The organism is Acuticoccus yangtzensis (assembly GCF_001927245.1).
Taxonomy (GTDB): Bacteria; Pseudomonadota; Alphaproteobacteria; order Rhizobiales; family Amorphaceae; genus Acuticoccus; species Acuticoccus yangtzensis.
On the sequence record NZ_MJUX01000001.1, the window covers coordinates 626,304 to 640,246 of the forward strand.

Annotated in this window: 17 protein-coding genes and 1 pseudogene; 4 read left to right on the plus strand and 14 right to left on the minus strand. The window is 60.3% G+C overall.

Going from position 1 to position 13,943, the window contains the following annotated elements:
- Positions 1–16 precede the first annotated feature (16 nt).
- From BIX52_RS02770 to BIX52_RS22710, 4 genes are all read left to right on the plus strand, one after another.
- Entirely contained in the window at positions 17–691 is a 675-nt protein-coding gene (locus BIX52_RS02770; RefSeq protein ID WP_075219445.1) for a cytochrome c oxidase subunit II, read from the plus strand.
- The gene (ctaD, locus tag BIX52_RS02775) at positions 688–3,171 is read left to right on the plus strand and encodes a cytochrome c oxidase subunit I (protein ID WP_075219446.1); all 2,484 of its coding nucleotides are present in this window, start codon (positions 688–690) and stop codon (positions 3,169–3,171) included. Before BIX52_RS02770 ends, ctaD begins: the two co-directional genes overlap by 4 nt.
- Positions 3,168–3,488 (plus strand): hypothetical protein, encoded by a 321-nt coding sequence (locus tag BIX52_RS02780; RefSeq protein ID WP_075219447.1) that lies wholly within the window; start codon positions 3,168–3,170, stop codon positions 3,486–3,488. Before ctaD ends, BIX52_RS02780 begins: the two co-directional genes overlap by 4 nt.
- 398 nt (positions 3,489–3,886) lie before the next feature.
- Positions 3,887–4,624, plus strand: a complete 738-nt coding sequence (locus BIX52_RS22710) for a hypothetical protein (RefSeq protein WP_139312699.1) — start codon at positions 3,887–3,889, stop codon at positions 4,622–4,624.
- Positions 4,625–4,674: 50 nt separating this feature from the next.
- On the opposite strand, the gene BIX52_RS02785 is transcribed toward BIX52_RS22710, so the two are convergent.
- The 14 genes and pseudogenes from BIX52_RS02785 to BIX52_RS02840 all read right to left on the minus strand — a co-directional run bounded on the left by BIX52_RS02785 (position 4,675) and on the right by BIX52_RS02840 (position 13,942).
- Positions 4,675–4,974 carry a hypothetical protein gene (locus BIX52_RS02785; protein WP_075219448.1) on the minus strand — a complete coding sequence of 100 codons (300 nt, stop codon included), beginning with the start codon at positions 4,972–4,974 and terminating at the stop codon, positions 4,675–4,677.
- Complete coding sequence (locus BIX52_RS02790) at positions 4,971–5,183, minus strand: hypothetical protein (RefSeq protein ID WP_075219449.1); 213 nt, start codon at positions 5,181–5,183, stop codon at positions 4,971–4,973. Before BIX52_RS02790 ends, BIX52_RS02785 begins: the two co-directional genes overlap by 4 nt.
- Before the next feature lie 388 nt (positions 5,184–5,571).
- The gene (locus BIX52_RS23895) at positions 5,572–5,706 is read right to left on the minus strand and encodes a hypothetical protein (RefSeq protein WP_281249173.1); all 135 of its coding nucleotides are present in this window, start codon (positions 5,704–5,706) and stop codon (positions 5,572–5,574) included.
- The gene (locus BIX52_RS23425; RefSeq protein ID WP_083659960.1) at positions 5,706–8,354 is read right to left on the minus strand and encodes a M15 family metallopeptidase; all 2,649 of its coding nucleotides are present in this window, start codon (positions 8,352–8,354) and stop codon (positions 5,706–5,708) included. Before BIX52_RS23425 ends, BIX52_RS23895 begins: the two co-directional genes overlap by 1 nt.
- Positions 8,355–8,366: 12 nt before the next feature.
- On the minus strand, positions 8,367–9,641 hold the full coding sequence (locus BIX52_RS02800) for a terminase large subunit (protein ID WP_245803093.1): 1,275 nt from the start codon (positions 9,639–9,641) through the stop codon (positions 8,367–8,369).
- Positions 9,613–10,104, minus strand: coding sequence for a hypothetical protein (locus BIX52_RS24150; RefSeq protein ID WP_245803094.1), 492 nt, complete (start codon positions 10,102–10,104; stop codon positions 9,613–9,615). The genes BIX52_RS02800 and BIX52_RS24150 overlap by 29 nt, the downstream gene beginning before the upstream one ends.
- A 43-nt stretch (positions 10,105–10,147) precedes the next feature.
- Positions 10,148–10,297: pseudogene (locus tag BIX52_RS24155) on the minus strand (phage terminase small subunit P27 family); the annotation flags it as partial.
- Entirely contained in the window at positions 10,297–10,614 is a 318-nt protein-coding gene (locus BIX52_RS02810; protein WP_075219452.1) for a phage head closure protein, read from the minus strand. The gene BIX52_RS02810 and the pseudogene BIX52_RS24155, both read right to left, overlap by 1 nt.
- Positions 10,611–11,021 (minus strand): DUF3168 domain-containing protein, encoded by a 411-nt coding sequence (locus BIX52_RS02815; RefSeq protein WP_075219453.1) that lies wholly within the window; start codon positions 11,019–11,021, stop codon positions 10,611–10,613. The genes BIX52_RS02810 and BIX52_RS02815 overlap by 4 nt, the downstream gene beginning before the upstream one ends.
- On the minus strand, positions 11,018–11,401 hold the full coding sequence (locus BIX52_RS02820; protein ID WP_075219454.1) for an HK97-gp10 family putative phage morphogenesis protein: 384 nt from the start codon (positions 11,399–11,401) through the stop codon (positions 11,018–11,020). The genes BIX52_RS02815 and BIX52_RS02820 overlap by 4 nt, the downstream gene beginning before the upstream one ends.
- A gap of 1 nt (position 11,402) precedes the next feature.
- Entirely contained in the window at positions 11,403–11,678 is a 276-nt protein-coding gene (locus tag BIX52_RS02825) for a head-tail connector protein (RefSeq protein ID WP_075219455.1), read from the minus strand.
- Between the two features lie 538 nt (positions 11,679–12,216).
- Complete coding sequence (locus tag BIX52_RS24045) at positions 12,217–12,573, minus strand: phage tail protein (RefSeq protein ID WP_075219456.1); 357 nt, start codon at positions 12,571–12,573, stop codon at positions 12,217–12,219.
- Between the two features lie 5 nt (positions 12,574–12,578).
- Positions 12,579–13,511: an HNH endonuclease gene (locus tag BIX52_RS23600; RefSeq protein WP_245803095.1), complete on the minus strand. Its 933-nt coding sequence runs from the start codon at positions 13,509–13,511 to the stop codon at positions 12,579–12,581.
- A gap of 2 nt (positions 13,512–13,513) precedes the next feature.
- Entirely contained in the window at positions 13,514–13,942 is a 429-nt protein-coding gene (locus BIX52_RS02840) for a hypothetical protein (protein WP_075219457.1), read from the minus strand.
- Position 13,943 lies beyond the last annotated feature (1 nt).

Consider the following 13,943-nt stretch of genomic DNA (forward strand, 5'->3'; position numbering starts at 1 on the left):
ACCCCGCGTCCTCTTCATGATGGCAACGCTGCTGGCGCTGAGCGGTTGCGGCGGTCCGCTGTCGATGCTCGACCCGGCGGGCCCCGCGGCACGCGACATCGCGACGCTCTGGTGGGTCATGCTGGTGGGCGCGCTGCTCATCTTCGTCTTCGTGCTGGCGCTCGTGGTGGCCGCGTTTCGCCGCCCGCGCACGGCGGCACCGACGCACTCCCCGCGCGACGAGGCGGCGCGTGAACGCCTGTTCGTCGTCACGCTCGGCATCGCTTTTCCCGTCGTCGTCCTGCTGGCGCTGCTGGCCTACGGCCTCGTCATCGGCGAGCGCCTGCTGCCGCGGGACGAGCCGTCGGTCGTGCGCGTCGATGCGCAAGCGCGCCGGTCGACGTGGGACTTCACCTACCCGGGCCTCGGTCGCACTAGCCGCAACGTGCTGCACATCCCCGCCGGCCGCCCGGTCGATGTCGCGATCACCACGGCGGACGTGATCCACAGCTTCTGGGTGCCGCGCCTTGCCGGCAAGCTCGATGCGATCCCCGGCCACATCAACGTCCTGCGGATCGAGGCGGACCGGCCAGGCACATATTCCGGGCTGAGCGCCGAATTTTCCGGGCCGGGCTACAGCCACTTCAAGTTCGAGGTGGTGGCACACGACCCCGCCGGATGGGCCGATTTCAGCGAGGACGGGACCGAATGAGAGCGCTCGAACGCCACCGCAAGCTGACCGCGATCTGGTCGTCCGAGCCGGGGTTTCGGGGCTGGTTCTCCACCGTGAACCATACGGACGTCGGCAAGCTGTTTCTCGTCACCGCCTTCGTGTTCTTTCTCATCGGCGGCATCCTGGCGATGTTGATCCGCGCGCAGCTCGCAACGCCGCACTCGGCGTTCGCCGGGCCGGAGATCTACAACCAGATCTTCACCATGCACGGGACCATCATGATGTTCCTGTTCGCGATCCCGACGTTCGAGGGGCTCGCGATCTACCTTCTTCCGAAGCTGCTCGGCACACGAGATCTCGCCTACCCGCGGCTGACCTCGTACGGCTACTGGTGTTACCTCTTCGGCGGCTCGATGCTGCTTGTCTCCATGGTGCTCGGCATCGCACCGAACGGCGGCTGGTTCATGTATCCGCCGCTGACCGGCCCGATCTACTCGCCGGGCATCAACACCGACTTCTGGCTCATCGGCATCACGTTCGTCGAAATCTCCGCCATGGCCGCAGCGGTCGAGCTGTGCGTGTCGATCCTCAAGTACCGCGCCCCCGGCATGTCGCTCGACAAGATGCCGATCTTCGCCTGGTATGCGCTCGTCACCGCGCTGATGATCCTGACCGGGTTCCCGCCGCTGATCCTGGGATCGATCCTTCTGGAGCTCGAACGGGCGTTCGGCCTGCCCTTCTTCCAGGCCGATCTCGGCGGCGACAGCCTCCTGTGGCAGCACCTCTTCTGGCTGTTCGGCCATCCGGAGGTCTACATCATCTTCCTTCCGGCAGCCGGCGTCATCTCGACCGTGCTGCCGGTGATGTGCCGCACGACACTGCTCGGTTACGGTTGGGTCGTCGCCGCGGCGGTGGCGCTGGCGTTCCTGTCGTTCGCCTTGTGGGTCCACCACATGTTCACGACGGGCATCCCACACATGTCGCTCGCCCTGTTTTCCGCAGCCTCGACGCTGGTGGCGGTACCGACGGGCGTTCAGATCTTCGCCTGGATCGGGACCCTGTGGAAGGGCCGTCCCGAGCTGCATCTGCCGATGCTGCACATCCTGGGCTTCTTCGTCACGTTCGTCATCGGCGGGCTGACGGGCGTGATGGTCGCCGTGGTTCCGTTCGACTGGCAGGTGCATGACACGGCCTTCGTGACCGCGCACCTCCACTATGTTCTCTTCGGCGGGTTCGTCTTCCCGATCCTGGCCGGGATTTATTACTGGCTGCCGCAGGTCACCGGCCGAAAGCGCTTTTTCCGCCTCGGCGAAATCGCGTTCGCGCTCATCTTCATCGGCTTCCACCTGACGTTCCTTGCGATGCACTGGGTGGGGCTGCTCGGCCAGCGCCGGCGCATCGACACATATTTGCCGGAGGACGGATGGACGACGGTCAACCTCGTCTCATCTGTGGGTTCCTTCATCATGGCGATGGGCATCGCCATCGTGATCCTGGACGTGGTGGTCCATGTGCTGACGGCGACGCGTGGACCGCGCAATCCCTGGGGCGCCGGAACGCTGGAATGGGCGATGATCATCCCGCCCCCCGCCTACAACTTCGCCAGTCTGCCTCACGTCGCCTCCCGCGATCCGCTCGCCGACGACCCTGACCTGCCGCTGCGTCTGGCGCGGGGCGAGGGCTACCTCGGCGAACCGCGAGAAGGCCGGCGCGAGACGTTGATGGTGGATGTCTCGAGCGGGGCGCCCGAAGCCTTGGTCGTCTACCCGGCCAACACCCGCCTCCCGGTAGCGATGGCGGCGATGACGGGCCTCTTCTTTCTCTCACTTCTCCTGAAGTTCTATTGGGCCGTGCCGATCGCGCTCGCCGGCGTGGCAGCGCTCGCCTGGCGATGGGTCTGGCAGTTGGGCCGAAGCGTCGACGAAGCGCCCGCCCCGGTCGGCCACGGGATCACCCTGCCGAGCGCGCTTGGCGCAGACCGCTCGCCGGGCTGGTGGGGAACCTCGTTCCTCTTGGTGGCCAACGGGACGTTTTTCGGCTCGCTCCTGTTCGGCTTCGCCTTCCTGTGGACCGTGGCGCCCGGTTGGCCACCTCCCGCTTTGTTCGAGGCTTCGCTCGGCGAAATCGCGGTCGGCGTCGCCGCTCTCGCCGTCACGGTCGCGGCCGTCGAGAGTGCCGTTCGAACCAATCGCGCCGGAGGCCGGCCGCTCGCGGCGCTCCTCGCCGGCTTGATCGCGGTCTTTTGCGTCGTCGCCGTCTGCGCCGTCATGATGGCGCGCATCCCGGCGCCGACCGAACACGCCTACTATGCGACGCTCCTGGTTTTGACCGGCTACGCTCTTTTCCACGCGCTGCTGACGGGGCTGATGTTCGCGTTCCTCATCGCCCGGGTCCGCGCAGGCTTCACGTCCCCCTCGCGGCGTGCCGAGTTCACGATCGTCAGTCTCTGGACGAAATACCTTGTCCTCACCGGCGCGCTCGTCTTGGCGGCCTGCCAACTGCCGGACCTTTTCACATGACCGACGTCATGAGGATCGTGCTCTCCCCGCTGGTCTGGCTCGCCAGCTTCAGCGCGGTCTATGGCCTGAACGGCCTCTTGTGCGGTCACGGCCTCGTCGACGCGGCGGTGGGCTCCCTCTCGGTCCAGCGCGCGATCCTCGTCGGCGCTTATGGCCTCGCACTCGCATTGCAGGCGGCGATCCTCGTCGGCCTCCACATGCCGCGCTTCGCGTCGTCGTCCGGTTTCGTCCGGGGCGTCAGCGTCGCCACGGGCATGGCTGGTTTCGTCGCAGCGGCATGGTCCCTCATGCCGGTCCTGACCACGTCCTTATGCTAGAGCGTGCCGGACACACGCGCCGGGGCGGCGCGGGGCAGACCCAACGTCGTCAGGAGGAGCGCCGTGGGTTTGCCGGCGAGCCTATGGGTCTTGGCGAGTGACGTGCGAATGTGGCATCAGCTAACCTGCCGGGTGGGTGGCCGAGTGGTTTAAGGCAGCGGTCTTGAAAGCCATGACTTCGGCTTATAAGTCAACGACTTAGGCTTTTGGGGGCTGCCAAACTTTATCTTTGCGTTTCAATGACTTGCGGGCACGTGCCAAACTTCTGGCATATGGACTCGCGCGAATTTCATGACGTGAGGCGCATTTTCAGGTGCCTGCCAATCAGCGCATATTGTCGGCTTAACGTGGCCGTACCTGTCGCGCCATGGTGATGCAGGCATTCGGGGCGAAAACCGATGAGTATTTCCGAGGTTGTCAGTTGGCTAGCGCCAGCCGCGAGCGGCTTACTTGGCGCATGGTTAGGTGCACGCGTAGTAAGCAGTCAAGCAAAGCTCTCAGAGATGGTTTGGATTGAAGGGCGCGTGCAGCAACTCAACGCTGGCAGAAGGTGTGCCCTAGACGTATTATTTGATCTTCGTATGCTTGGTCAGAGCTGGCTGATGCATGATGATGCCGCAGTCGGAGAGGCTGTTGGCCGAATGCAGTTTTGGCGTGAGAGAATTAAAAATATAACGCATTTTCAAGAGGCTGTGGCAGTCGTGGTTCAAGATGTATATTGGGCTGATGGGGAGAGGAAATCAGTTTTAGAATGCTCGAATGCGCTATCTCGCTCCTTGATTAGATTGGTTCATGCCGTGGACTGTTTTGCGCCGACGGGTCCGGAGCAATCGTTCATTCTTCGATTTCGCAACAACGGCGCATTGCAGCGATGTGAGATATCCACATCGGACCACTCGCTTGATTTGAGAGGGTCTATTGAAATGCGTTCCCTCGAAAAGCGGGTTCAACATCTGCGAATTGCGATACACTCTTGTTTGGGCTGCATCGAGATGCATGAAAATAATTTGAATGGTATGTACAATACACGTGCAATCTCTGTATTCGGATATGCGCCGCAGCAGCAGTGGCGGCGAAAATTATGGCGCAACATCCCTCGCCCGTTTTCGAAACTTCATGGCAAATTTAAACGGTAAGGCCCGACGTTTCCGCCGGGCCTCCATCCTGAAAATAATTGTGGGCTACATCACGCGCGCCCGGCGGTCCGGCGCGCCCGTTCAGTCTCAACCTCGGCGAGAGCGACGTTCAGCATCCGATTGAGATGATGTTGCTTGATCAACATCCGCCGCGTATCTGCGCTGCAAGATGCCGGGCTGAATGCAGGGGTGCCACCCACCTCAGTGGCCAATTCCCGAATCATAACAGCCAACTCGTCATCGGTGACGTTGGCGATTTCCACCTCAGTGAGGCGGCGGAACCCGAACTCATCAACCGCTCGGTCCAACTTCGCTTCAAAGTACCGGTAGCGAAGAACCTCACCCATCATGCCGCCATCGGGAGAACGGGTGCGACTTCAACAGTTGCACCACCGACCCATGCCAGCACTTCCCCCGCGAATTCGGCGAGCGAGCACGGCATCTCGCCCTCAAACGACCAATCCGCAGGGTAACCGGCGGCGGTGAGGACGGCATTGATAGATTCACGAAGGGTGTCGATCAGCGTAACGCTGATCGCATCGAACTGCGATTCAGTCATTGTCAGAGATTTCCTATGGAGAGAAGCCGAATAACTTCGGCGTGGATGTGATACGACGACTCTAAGTCGACGTCAACTGTATTTTTCGCGTCCAGATTTAGCGAAATCTAGATTGTCTTGGAACTTTTTGGATTGGTGGTAAGTTGTCGCCACGTCGGAGGGGTCAGAGCCTCCGGTGTATGGAGAGAGGGCGCCCGGCTGGCATTACTGGCCGGGCGTTTTCGCTCCGGTAAGCACCACGAAGACTATAGATCGCATAACACGACCTCATAGGAAGATCGCTGGATGGCCTTCAGCACTCCAGGAGTGTGATGGGTGCGGCGAACGTTGGAGGCCGCTGTACGGCCTTCTAATGCATTTCTAGGCGGTGTGGTATTATAGTACCGCGCTAGAGAACCAAAATGACAATCAAAAGGGTCGCAACTAACTCGGCGGCGGCCAACCCCAGGCAGGCGTACATCATCGCACGCGTCTCTTCCACGTCAGCGGCGATGGCGTCGAGGGTGATCGCTGCATCAGCCATCACCGCCTCCGGTCCAGGATGCCGCCGCTTCGCATCTGTTGCATCATCTCGCTCACCACCAGACTGCGGACTTCGGACTTCACCGCTTCACCCATGGCCTTCGCCGCCTTGGCGTCGGCGACGGGATCGCCGCTCGCCTTGCTTTCGACGTTGATCACCGGGGCGAAGTTGATTGTCTGACCGCCAACCGCACCATTCATGATCGGGGCAGAACCTGCACCAACTGCACCACCGGCGCGGAATGCGGGGAGACGGTCAATGGCGCCACTGTTGATGGCTTCCAGAAGCGCGCGATGCTTGTTCGCCTGTTTTGCACGAATGACATGTTCGCCATTACTCAACCGGGCCAGGATGGAATCCGAGGTTCCCGAACCTGCACCACGGATTGCGCCACCAACGGCATAGCCTGGAACGTTGACGGGGCCACCATCCGCGAAACCGAACAAAGCGAAGAGGCCACCGAAGCCGCCGAGACCGCCAAAACCACCACCACCGCCCTCGGGCGGCTTGAACATATTTGCGAACAATTGTTGTGTGCCGATATCAATCATCTGTTGGGCAAGTCGCAAAAGCGCGCTGCGCAAAGCCTCGGTGGCATCCTTTCCAGCGGCGAGGTCTTGCAGGAAACCGGAGAGGGCGCCAGTGACGGCTTGGCCAAGTTGCTGCTGAAGCTCGGCGAAAGCCTCTTTGTTGCGTTTGTCCTCTTCGGTCTTTTTGTCGAGGGCCTGCTTCTCAGCCTCAATGGCATCGACGTGCGCATATCGCTGTTCGATGAGCGACGCGATCTGCTGACCTTCGGCGCTGGTGGCGTCAACACCAGCCGTCCGTTGGGCATTCGCGATTTCCTGGTTCATCGCTGACTGGCCAACCAATTCATTTTCATGCGTCAGGTCGGCGATGAGATTTTGGACGGCAAGACGTTGGCGTTCGACTGCCTGTGCCGCTGCATCCCGGCTGGCAGACGCATTCGTCTGCGTCGTGGAAGCTGGCACCTCGAAGTGCATCGCATCCTTCTTCGAAGTCCAATCACCGCCCCAGGACAGGCCGTGCCGCTTCGCCATCTCCGAAACATTCGGCGGCATGTCGGTGATGAGGTTCGGCCCCATGGGGTTCTGCGCTGGATTGATGTCGATGGCGTTGCCGTGGGCATGATTCGACAGCTTGTTTGTTCCAGCGATATTCCTGTAGTTGTAGCCGCCGAGACTTGCGATCTTGTAGCCCGTCGCCTCCAACTCATTGATAAACGCCTGGAATTTTTGAGCGCGCTCGGCGTTGACCGATGCGGCAAGTCCACTAGCCGTCGAGATACGCGCAAGGCTTTGCCCGCCATTGGTGCTTGTCGACAACGGGACTACCTGTCCCGCTGGCGGCGCCGCTGGACCATAGGTTTGACCGCCATTCACGGTGATGTTGAGCGGACCGCCTGCACCAGCTTTAAGGCGCGAAAGTTCTGCATTCGCCTTTTCGAGTTCGGCCCTGAGTGCGGCGGCGGTCTCCTTGGCAACCCGAAGCCCGGTGATCCCCATCTCGCTTTCAGGGAGTGCGGCGTATTTGTCGGCCTCCGCCAATTCCCTGGTCAGCCGTTCAACTTCGGTCTGTTGTTTCGCAATTGCACTACCACGGGCTGCATCAGCGACCGGGCCAGGATTGATCGTCATGCCTTCAGGGACAGACATCAAACCGTTGTTCGCAGCCCAAACGTTGATGCGTTCCCAGAACGATGAGTTACCCAAGTCGTCGGCGAATTTGTCGAGTTTCGACAACGCCTGATCCATCGCATCCACGATGGCGAATGCCGCTGTTCCAGCCTCAATGAAGGCGGTCTTCATCCGGGTGTTGATCGTGGTGCTTACATCGGCGATGCGCTGATCCAGCACAATCGCTTTCCCGATCAAGTCCTCATCGAGAACCGCACCAACCTCATGGGCGCGGCTGCGGAGATCCGACATTGCCCCGTTGGCTTGGTCGAGCAACACCACGAACTGTTCGCCGCCGGTCCCGCCGAACAACTCATCGCTGATACGGATTTGAGCGGCACGATCAAATTGTTTAAGCTTATCAATGATTTCGTCGAAGAACCGGACTGGATCTTTGATCTTCTCACCGACCTGTGTGGCGCTGTAACCGAGCCGTTCGAAGGCTTCTTGCGCTGACCCTTTACCGGTAACGGCAAATTCATCGGCACGAAGCTGAAGCTCTTTAAAACCATCAACCAGCGCATCTTGAGAGATGCGGAACTGGCGCGCCACATAGCCGAACTCCTGGAAGGTCGTCGGATCGAGGCCCGCAACCTTGGCCTCCTTGTTCATCTCGGCGACGGCGCCCGTTGCCTCCTTGATGCGGTTCATGAATTCACCGACGCCAGCGGCGGCGAACGCCCCCGCAAATGCGCCACGCATCGCTGTGAGATTGCCGGTTAACGCACGGAGGTGACCACCACCATTCCGGGCGAGGTTGGCCAATGCACGCTCACCAGCGGCACCACCTTTGGCGAGTTCTTTACCAATCTCTGCACCGGCACGGTCCGATGCTTTTTCGATGCCCTTCATCGCTTTGTCTGCACGCTTCTCAGCGGCATCAAGTTTCTTTTCGAAGTCCTTCACACGGGCTTCGAGGCTTACAATCAATCGGGTATCATCATTGGCCATGTATCTGATTCCTTAAATGAAATGGATCGTTGAAATAGTTGTATCGGTGTAGGCTGCGGCACGGGAGACAGCCATCGCGGCGGCAACGGCGCCATCGATGCGGTCCTTCGACTTTGCTTTATGGAAAGACCGGTTCTCGGCTTTGTCGGTTTCCACGGCGATGTTGTTGAAGTTCCACCGGAGAACTTCGTGGCCTGCATGGTGGAACTTGCCGCCGAGAATTGCACGTTCAAGTTCTGCGATGGCGGGTGACATCGAACGCCAGCCTTGGCGGAAGGCGATGACGGGAAGCCCATCATCTTCAAGCCGCTGCATCATGGCGGATGCGCCGTAGGGATCGAAGGCGATCTCTTCGACGCGATACGTCTTTGCGAGTTCACGGATGTAGGTTTCCACACGTGCATAATCGACGACGTTCCCCGGCGTCGCCTCGATCAACCCTTCATTGCACCAACGCGGATAGGGTACGCCATCGCGGGCGGCACGTGCCTCTAGGTTCTCCGCCGGAACGAAGAAACGCGGACGAACCACATAATTATTCTCAGGATCGCGCCACACCGCGACAACGGCTGTCAGATCGGTCGTGCTCGACAGATCCACAGCGACGAAACAGGGCGCATCACCCAACGCCTCAACGTCCACCTCACCGGCACACGCATCGTAGACGGCCATGTCGACGAACGGCGACGTGGAATGCTCCAGCCACATATTCAGGTGCAGTTGGCGAAATGAATCCCGTTTACCAGGGTTTGTGCGCGCCTCGCGAGCCGCGATCCGCATTCCCTCAATGTCCGGGAAGCCGTGGATGAGGCCGGGGTTTGTGCGGTGCCAAACCGCTTCATCCTCCCACGACTCCGAAAGATCGGATTCAAACAAAATCGGTAACACGGATGGATCGTCGACTTCACCAGATGCGACTGCACGGGCGTATTGCATCGTTTCCCAGGCATGGTTGGTCTGGCCGCGCCCGGCGGTGGTGGCGATCACCATGAGGCTGTTGCGCGTTTTCACCAGCGATGTCTCCAGGACATCGAACAGGTCGCGCTTCGGCCATGCGTGGAGTTCGTCGACCAGCACGAACTGTGGTGTCCGCCCATGCTGTTTGCCAGCATCAGCCGCGATGGCCTGCATGCGGGTACGGTCCCGTAGATGCTCCAAATAATTTCGGGAATCCGTGACGCCGACGTGAGCGTTCAGCCGCTTATCGGCGAGGATGATGTTCCGGGCCTCCTCGAAGCCTACACGGGCGGTGTTACGATCACTCGCGGCGAACTGAACTAACGACACGTTCTGGACCGATGGTATGGAGAAGCGCGAGGCCAGCGCCGAACGAAGTTTTCCGATTACCGCGCGGTATCAGAAGGACCACTTTGCGAACGATGCGATCACCGTTCGGATGGCGCGGGCCGTAGATGCGGCGCACCACTCTCTCTTGCCAGGGCGCAAGATCGAACGCCTGACGCGGCAATGTCGACAATGGATGCCGCAGCGCCCGGAGCGCCCGGACGGCACGCTCACCGTGCCCCAACGGGTCCGGGATGTCGGACCCATCGAACACCCACGACGGGAAGGTGTCACAACCCGAGAGCGGCGAGATCTTCATCTTGGTCTGACGGTTCTGTTCCGACGCGCGAACGTGAAGTCGGGGATAGACCAAGCTCACCGGCGAGTTGGCGCTGAAGAAGTTGGGCTTGGGAAAGGGTGCCGTTGCGCTGCTTGTCGCCGCGTCCAGACGAAATAATTTCGACATTGGCGCAGGCGACACAGTAGGAGGCGAGACAATCGAGGTCCGTTTCGGCGAGAACACGGCGCTCAACGAGGCGTTTAGATACACGTTTCCAGACTGCCGCCGCCTCCGGGGCGAGCCATGCCGGGGCCTTCGGGGTGCGCGTCAGAAGGCCCGTCTCGGTCGGCTTCGGGGTAGGCTTACGACCGCGCGCCATTACGTCCGCTCCCGGCAACGCAGTTCGAGACCGCGACGGCGTCCAAGCTCGACAGCCTCAATAATTTCGAATGTACGGCCATCCATCGCCACACGGTCCTCAAGGGACACATCCGGGCGCCAGCGGAGGCGGAATACAACTATACCTTCGGCGCCTTCGCCCTCGGCCCGGAGGAAGTCGCGCGTCGTGTTCGTAACGCGTTCGGCGTGCGTGGTGGCGTACTCGCTCCACGTCTCCACGGTTGCACCGATGCGGTCCTTGCTAAGGGTGCGACGGCTCAAAATAATTGTGCGATCCAGCTTCCCGGCGGTGATCATGCGTAGGTCTCCACCAAGGCGGTGAAGCCCACGATGGCATGTGCAAGTTCGGGGTCTGCACCATCGCGCATTACGCGTGTTCCATCCCACCGAATATCAACAAGATGATAGGCGGGGTCCGCGATGCTAATCTCTTCGACGGCTTGGCGGATGAGATCGGCGAGGTAACGGACGGTTGCTGTGCCTGGTTCACGTGCGAAAATAGCGATATCCACGGCCATTCGGGAGTGGCGACGTTCGAATGTGAGGCCCGCAGGAACCTCAATAATTGAGCCGATGCGGATCGCGGGGATACCGTTGAGGGCACGCCCTTCGCCGATGTTATCGGCGGGAACAAGGGCGGTGATGTCCGGTGCATTGATGAGGGTGCTGTAAAGCTCCGCCTGAAGCTCCAGGGCGGCGCTCATTGGTTGAAGCTCCGCTTCGCGGCGGCGCTGATTGCACGTTTGATACGGGCCTGAGCCTTCTTTTTGGCGAGGCGATAGCCGGGCCAGAAGTATGGGTTCGCGTCTTCCCCGTTGTACTTCCTCCGCCCTCTCTCAACCCAATCAGCGTAGAACGCTTCCGCCTCAATCGAGACGCGGCGGCTACCGTCTTCGGTCGTCTCCGGGGTATGGACGGTGATGGAGTTGACGAGTTCGCCAGTGATTCTCGGTGCCAGCGCACGCTGGAGGTCGGCGATCTCATTCGCACCCTTGAGAAGGGCGGGTTCAATCGCGTCCTTCACATCGTCTGGAAGTTCGCGGAGCTTCTTCTTGAGCTTATCGAGGCCCTGAATCTTCGCCATCTCAGAACGCCCACACACGGTACGGAGTGAGAAGCGGCGCCATCGCCTCAGTCGGTGCGAACGTACCCCCGCCCATATGATCATAGGCGTTTGCAACACCTGTCAGGATTGCAAGCCTTAGATCTTCCGGGACGGGATCGAGGGTGAGGATCGCAGGATCGCCAGTGAAGTTGACGGCGATGGCGACGGCGCTCGCGATGAGCTTCGTAAGGAAGGCGTCATCAGCGTCGTGGTCAATTCGGAGGTGGGTTTTAGCATCTTCGAGGGTGACGAGCATGGTCGGTAAATTCCTTGTTGAGAATGATTTGCAGGTAAAACATTATTTGCCGTGAAATTTGTACGAAGGGGGACGGGCGGTCCAGGTTAAGTCTATGAAAAGTCTCGGATATCCCCCCCGGCTAAAGATTGCTAATATGCAACCGCTGCTGCGGGGTGACACTGCTTCACAGTCTCCGAGAGTACATGAGCCCGCTTCGACCGCTTGGCCCGCTTGCGTTGGCTAGGCTTCGCCATTTGATCCGCGTAGCGCCCGAACATTGTGTTGTGGATGAAGACCGGATCGAAGCCCGCATTCTCACATACCGCACGAAAGTCTTTGCCCTTCGCCGTTAACCAATAAATGGCTTCCCCACGCCAATCCGGTCGCGATGCCGAGGCTGATGGTCCGTTGGGGTCGGCTAGACAATCGCTCGCCGCTTGGCTGAGAACTGTACGCCATAGCCGCATTCGGATGGCGTGTTGTCCGGGGTCATCAGTGTCATGCACGTGGGTTGCCATCCACTCTGCATGTTCCTCATCGGTGTAACCTTTCGCGGTCATTGGGCGAGGCTCCAATCCTCCACGAACTCGGCGGATACAGTCCGCCGCTTGTTCGGGTGCATTTGACGGTCCCAACGGCGACACACCCATTTCCGGGGTGTGGTCTCGTCGGGCAACGTCCAACGAAAGGGTTCGTAGCCGCCGCGTGCCGTGAAGAACGCTTCGATCTCATCGGCATGGAGGGCGTGGACCTGTGACCATGTCGCCCTGAACTCACGTTTTATATGATTGAGGCCATCTGCGGTTGCCTGGGTGTAGCCGTCGCCAAACTCTGCAATGAGAAGCTTTGGTTGTGTGTTGAGCGCCGATCCCTCAGAGGGCGGGACCGGCGGCGTAAATGTCGGGATGGGCATAATAATTATGAACTTTCGCGTGACTGCTTCCAGGAGGAATGGCAGCGCCGACAAAGGGCCTGCCAGTTCGTGCGAAGCCAAAATAATTGTGTGTTGCCACGGTGCGGGACGATATGATCAACGATGACCGCCGCTTCACCGCATCTCACACACAGTGGATTTTGTTCGAGGAACGCGCGACGGGCGCGTTCCCATTCCGAGTCGTAGCCGCGTTGGCGCGCTGTTCCACGTTCTTGGTCTCGGCGCTTCAGGTAGGCGCGGCGGTGTTCGCATGTCTCACCGGTGCGGAGAGTGCAACCGCAGGCCCGTAGCGAGGGCGGCTTACGGGGCATCGGTGATGCCTCCACCATTCCCGCCTGACGGAAGAAGCGGAGAGCAACGGCATCCATCGCTTCGGGCGTCTTCGCCGTTGCGGGACCGCTCGCCCTCTTCTTGTCCGATCCGAAAATGAGCTTCAGGAAGGACATGCGGCCATTGCGAGCCGCAATGATTTCGCCGGGCGTGCATGTAAGCGCTTCTGCGGGTGTATAGCCGAGCCAGCCCGTCGCAACCTCGAACAAGTCACGATAGACCTTGGCGAAGTCGTGAACCTTCTCGGGGTCAAACGGCTCGCCTTTTGAGGCGTCGGCGCCTTCCTCATCATCCTCGGGCGTGTCGAGCGAGGCCCCAACCAACCCATAGGTCAGTTCCATGACCGCACCGATCAGCGCCGCAGAGGGGAATGGCCGGAGCATCAGCTTGAACAGCGCTTCGATGGTCTCCGGGGTGGCGTCGACGGCGCACGCCTCCACAACTGCACGCATGGCGCTCACCTTCTCCTTGGCGACATCAATGAGAAGGTTCTGCATCCCGTAACGCTTGTTGAGGGTGATCGCCGCCCGAAGCGTTGGGATCAGGTTGAGCCTGACCCCGCCAACGGTGAGTTGAACGCCGTGCATGGTTAGGCCGCCGGGACTTTGACCGGGATGCCCTTCACGCGGGTGATGGTGACATCCAGCATCTCGGTATCCTCTTCACCGCCACCAGCGAGGGCGCACCGGGAAATAAAGCCGCGCCAGTAGATTTTGGTGTTGTTGGAGAGGGTGTAGAGGAAGTTGAACTCACCGCCGCTCGCATGTGCGGCCTCAAGTGCAGCCTGTCCGACATCGCCGGCGAGGTAGATGAACTTGCACTCCATCGAGCCGGGGTCATAGCTCGTCTCATAGGTGATGAGTTCGCCGGTATTGATGTTAGCAACCTGGCTGGTCTTCCGCTCACCGCTGATGGCACCCATCTCGTTAAGGCCATCAATAACCTTGTAAGTATCGGTCAGGTGCGCCGCAGCGGCGGTGCCGATGCTCAACTTCGCGGTATTCACTTTGATCGTCATT

Bases quoted from the DNA above. Each gene is read 5' to 3' on its own strand.
- BIX52_RS02770 (WP_075219445.1), top strand. From the start codon at position 17: ATGATGGCAACGCTGCTGGCGCTGAGCGGTTGCGGCGGTCCGCTGTCG.
- ctaD (WP_075219446.1), top strand. From the start codon at position 688: ATGAGAGCGCTCGAACGCCACCGCAAGCTGACCGCGATCTGGTCGTCC.
- BIX52_RS02780 (WP_075219447.1), top strand. From the start codon at position 3,168: ATGACCGACGTCATGAGGATCGTGCTCTCCCCGCTGGTCTGGCTCGCC.
- BIX52_RS22710 (WP_139312699.1), top strand. From the start codon at position 3,887: ATGAGTATTTCCGAGGTTGTCAGTTGGCTAGCGCCAGCCGCGAGCGGC.
- BIX52_RS02785 (WP_075219448.1), bottom strand. From the start codon at position 4,974: ATGATGGGTGAGGTTCTTCGCTACCGGTACTTTGAAGCGAAGTTGGAC.
- BIX52_RS02790 (WP_075219449.1), bottom strand. From the start codon at position 5,183: ATGACTGAATCGCAGTTCGATGCGATCAGCGTTACGCTGATCGACACC.
- BIX52_RS23895 (WP_281249173.1), bottom strand. From the start codon at position 5,706: ATGGCTGATGCAGCGATCACCCTCGACGCCATCGCCGCTGACGTGGAA.
- BIX52_RS23425 (WP_083659960.1), bottom strand. From the start codon at position 8,354: ATGGCCAATGATGATACCCGATTGATTGTAAGCCTCGAAGCCCGTGTG.
- BIX52_RS24150 (WP_245803094.1), bottom strand. From the start codon at position 10,104: ATGTCGAAATTATTTCGTCTGGACGCGGCGACAAGCAGCGCAACGGCA.
- BIX52_RS02810 (WP_075219452.1), bottom strand. From the start codon at position 10,614: ATGATCACCGCCGGGAAGCTGGATCGCACAATTATTTTGAGCCGTCGC.
- BIX52_RS02815 (WP_075219453.1), bottom strand. From the start codon at position 11,021: ATGAGCGCCGCCCTGGAGCTTCAGGCGGAGCTTTACAGCACCCTCATC.
- BIX52_RS02820 (WP_075219454.1), bottom strand. From the start codon at position 11,401: ATGGCGAAGATTCAGGGCCTCGATAAGCTCAAGAAGAAGCTCCGCGAA.
- BIX52_RS02825 (WP_075219455.1), bottom strand. From the start codon at position 11,678: ATGCTCGTCACCCTCGAAGATGCTAAAACCCACCTCCGAATTGACCAC.
- BIX52_RS24045 (WP_075219456.1), bottom strand. From the start codon at position 12,573: ATGCCCATCCCGACATTTACGCCGCCGGTCCCGCCCTCTGAGGGATCG.
- BIX52_RS23600 (WP_245803095.1), bottom strand. From the start codon at position 13,511: ATGCACGGCGTTCAACTCACCGTTGGCGGGGTCAGGCTCAACCTGATC.
- BIX52_RS02840 (WP_075219457.1), bottom strand. From the start codon at position 13,942: ATGACGATCAAAGTGAATACCGCGAAGTTGAGCATCGGCACCGCCGCT.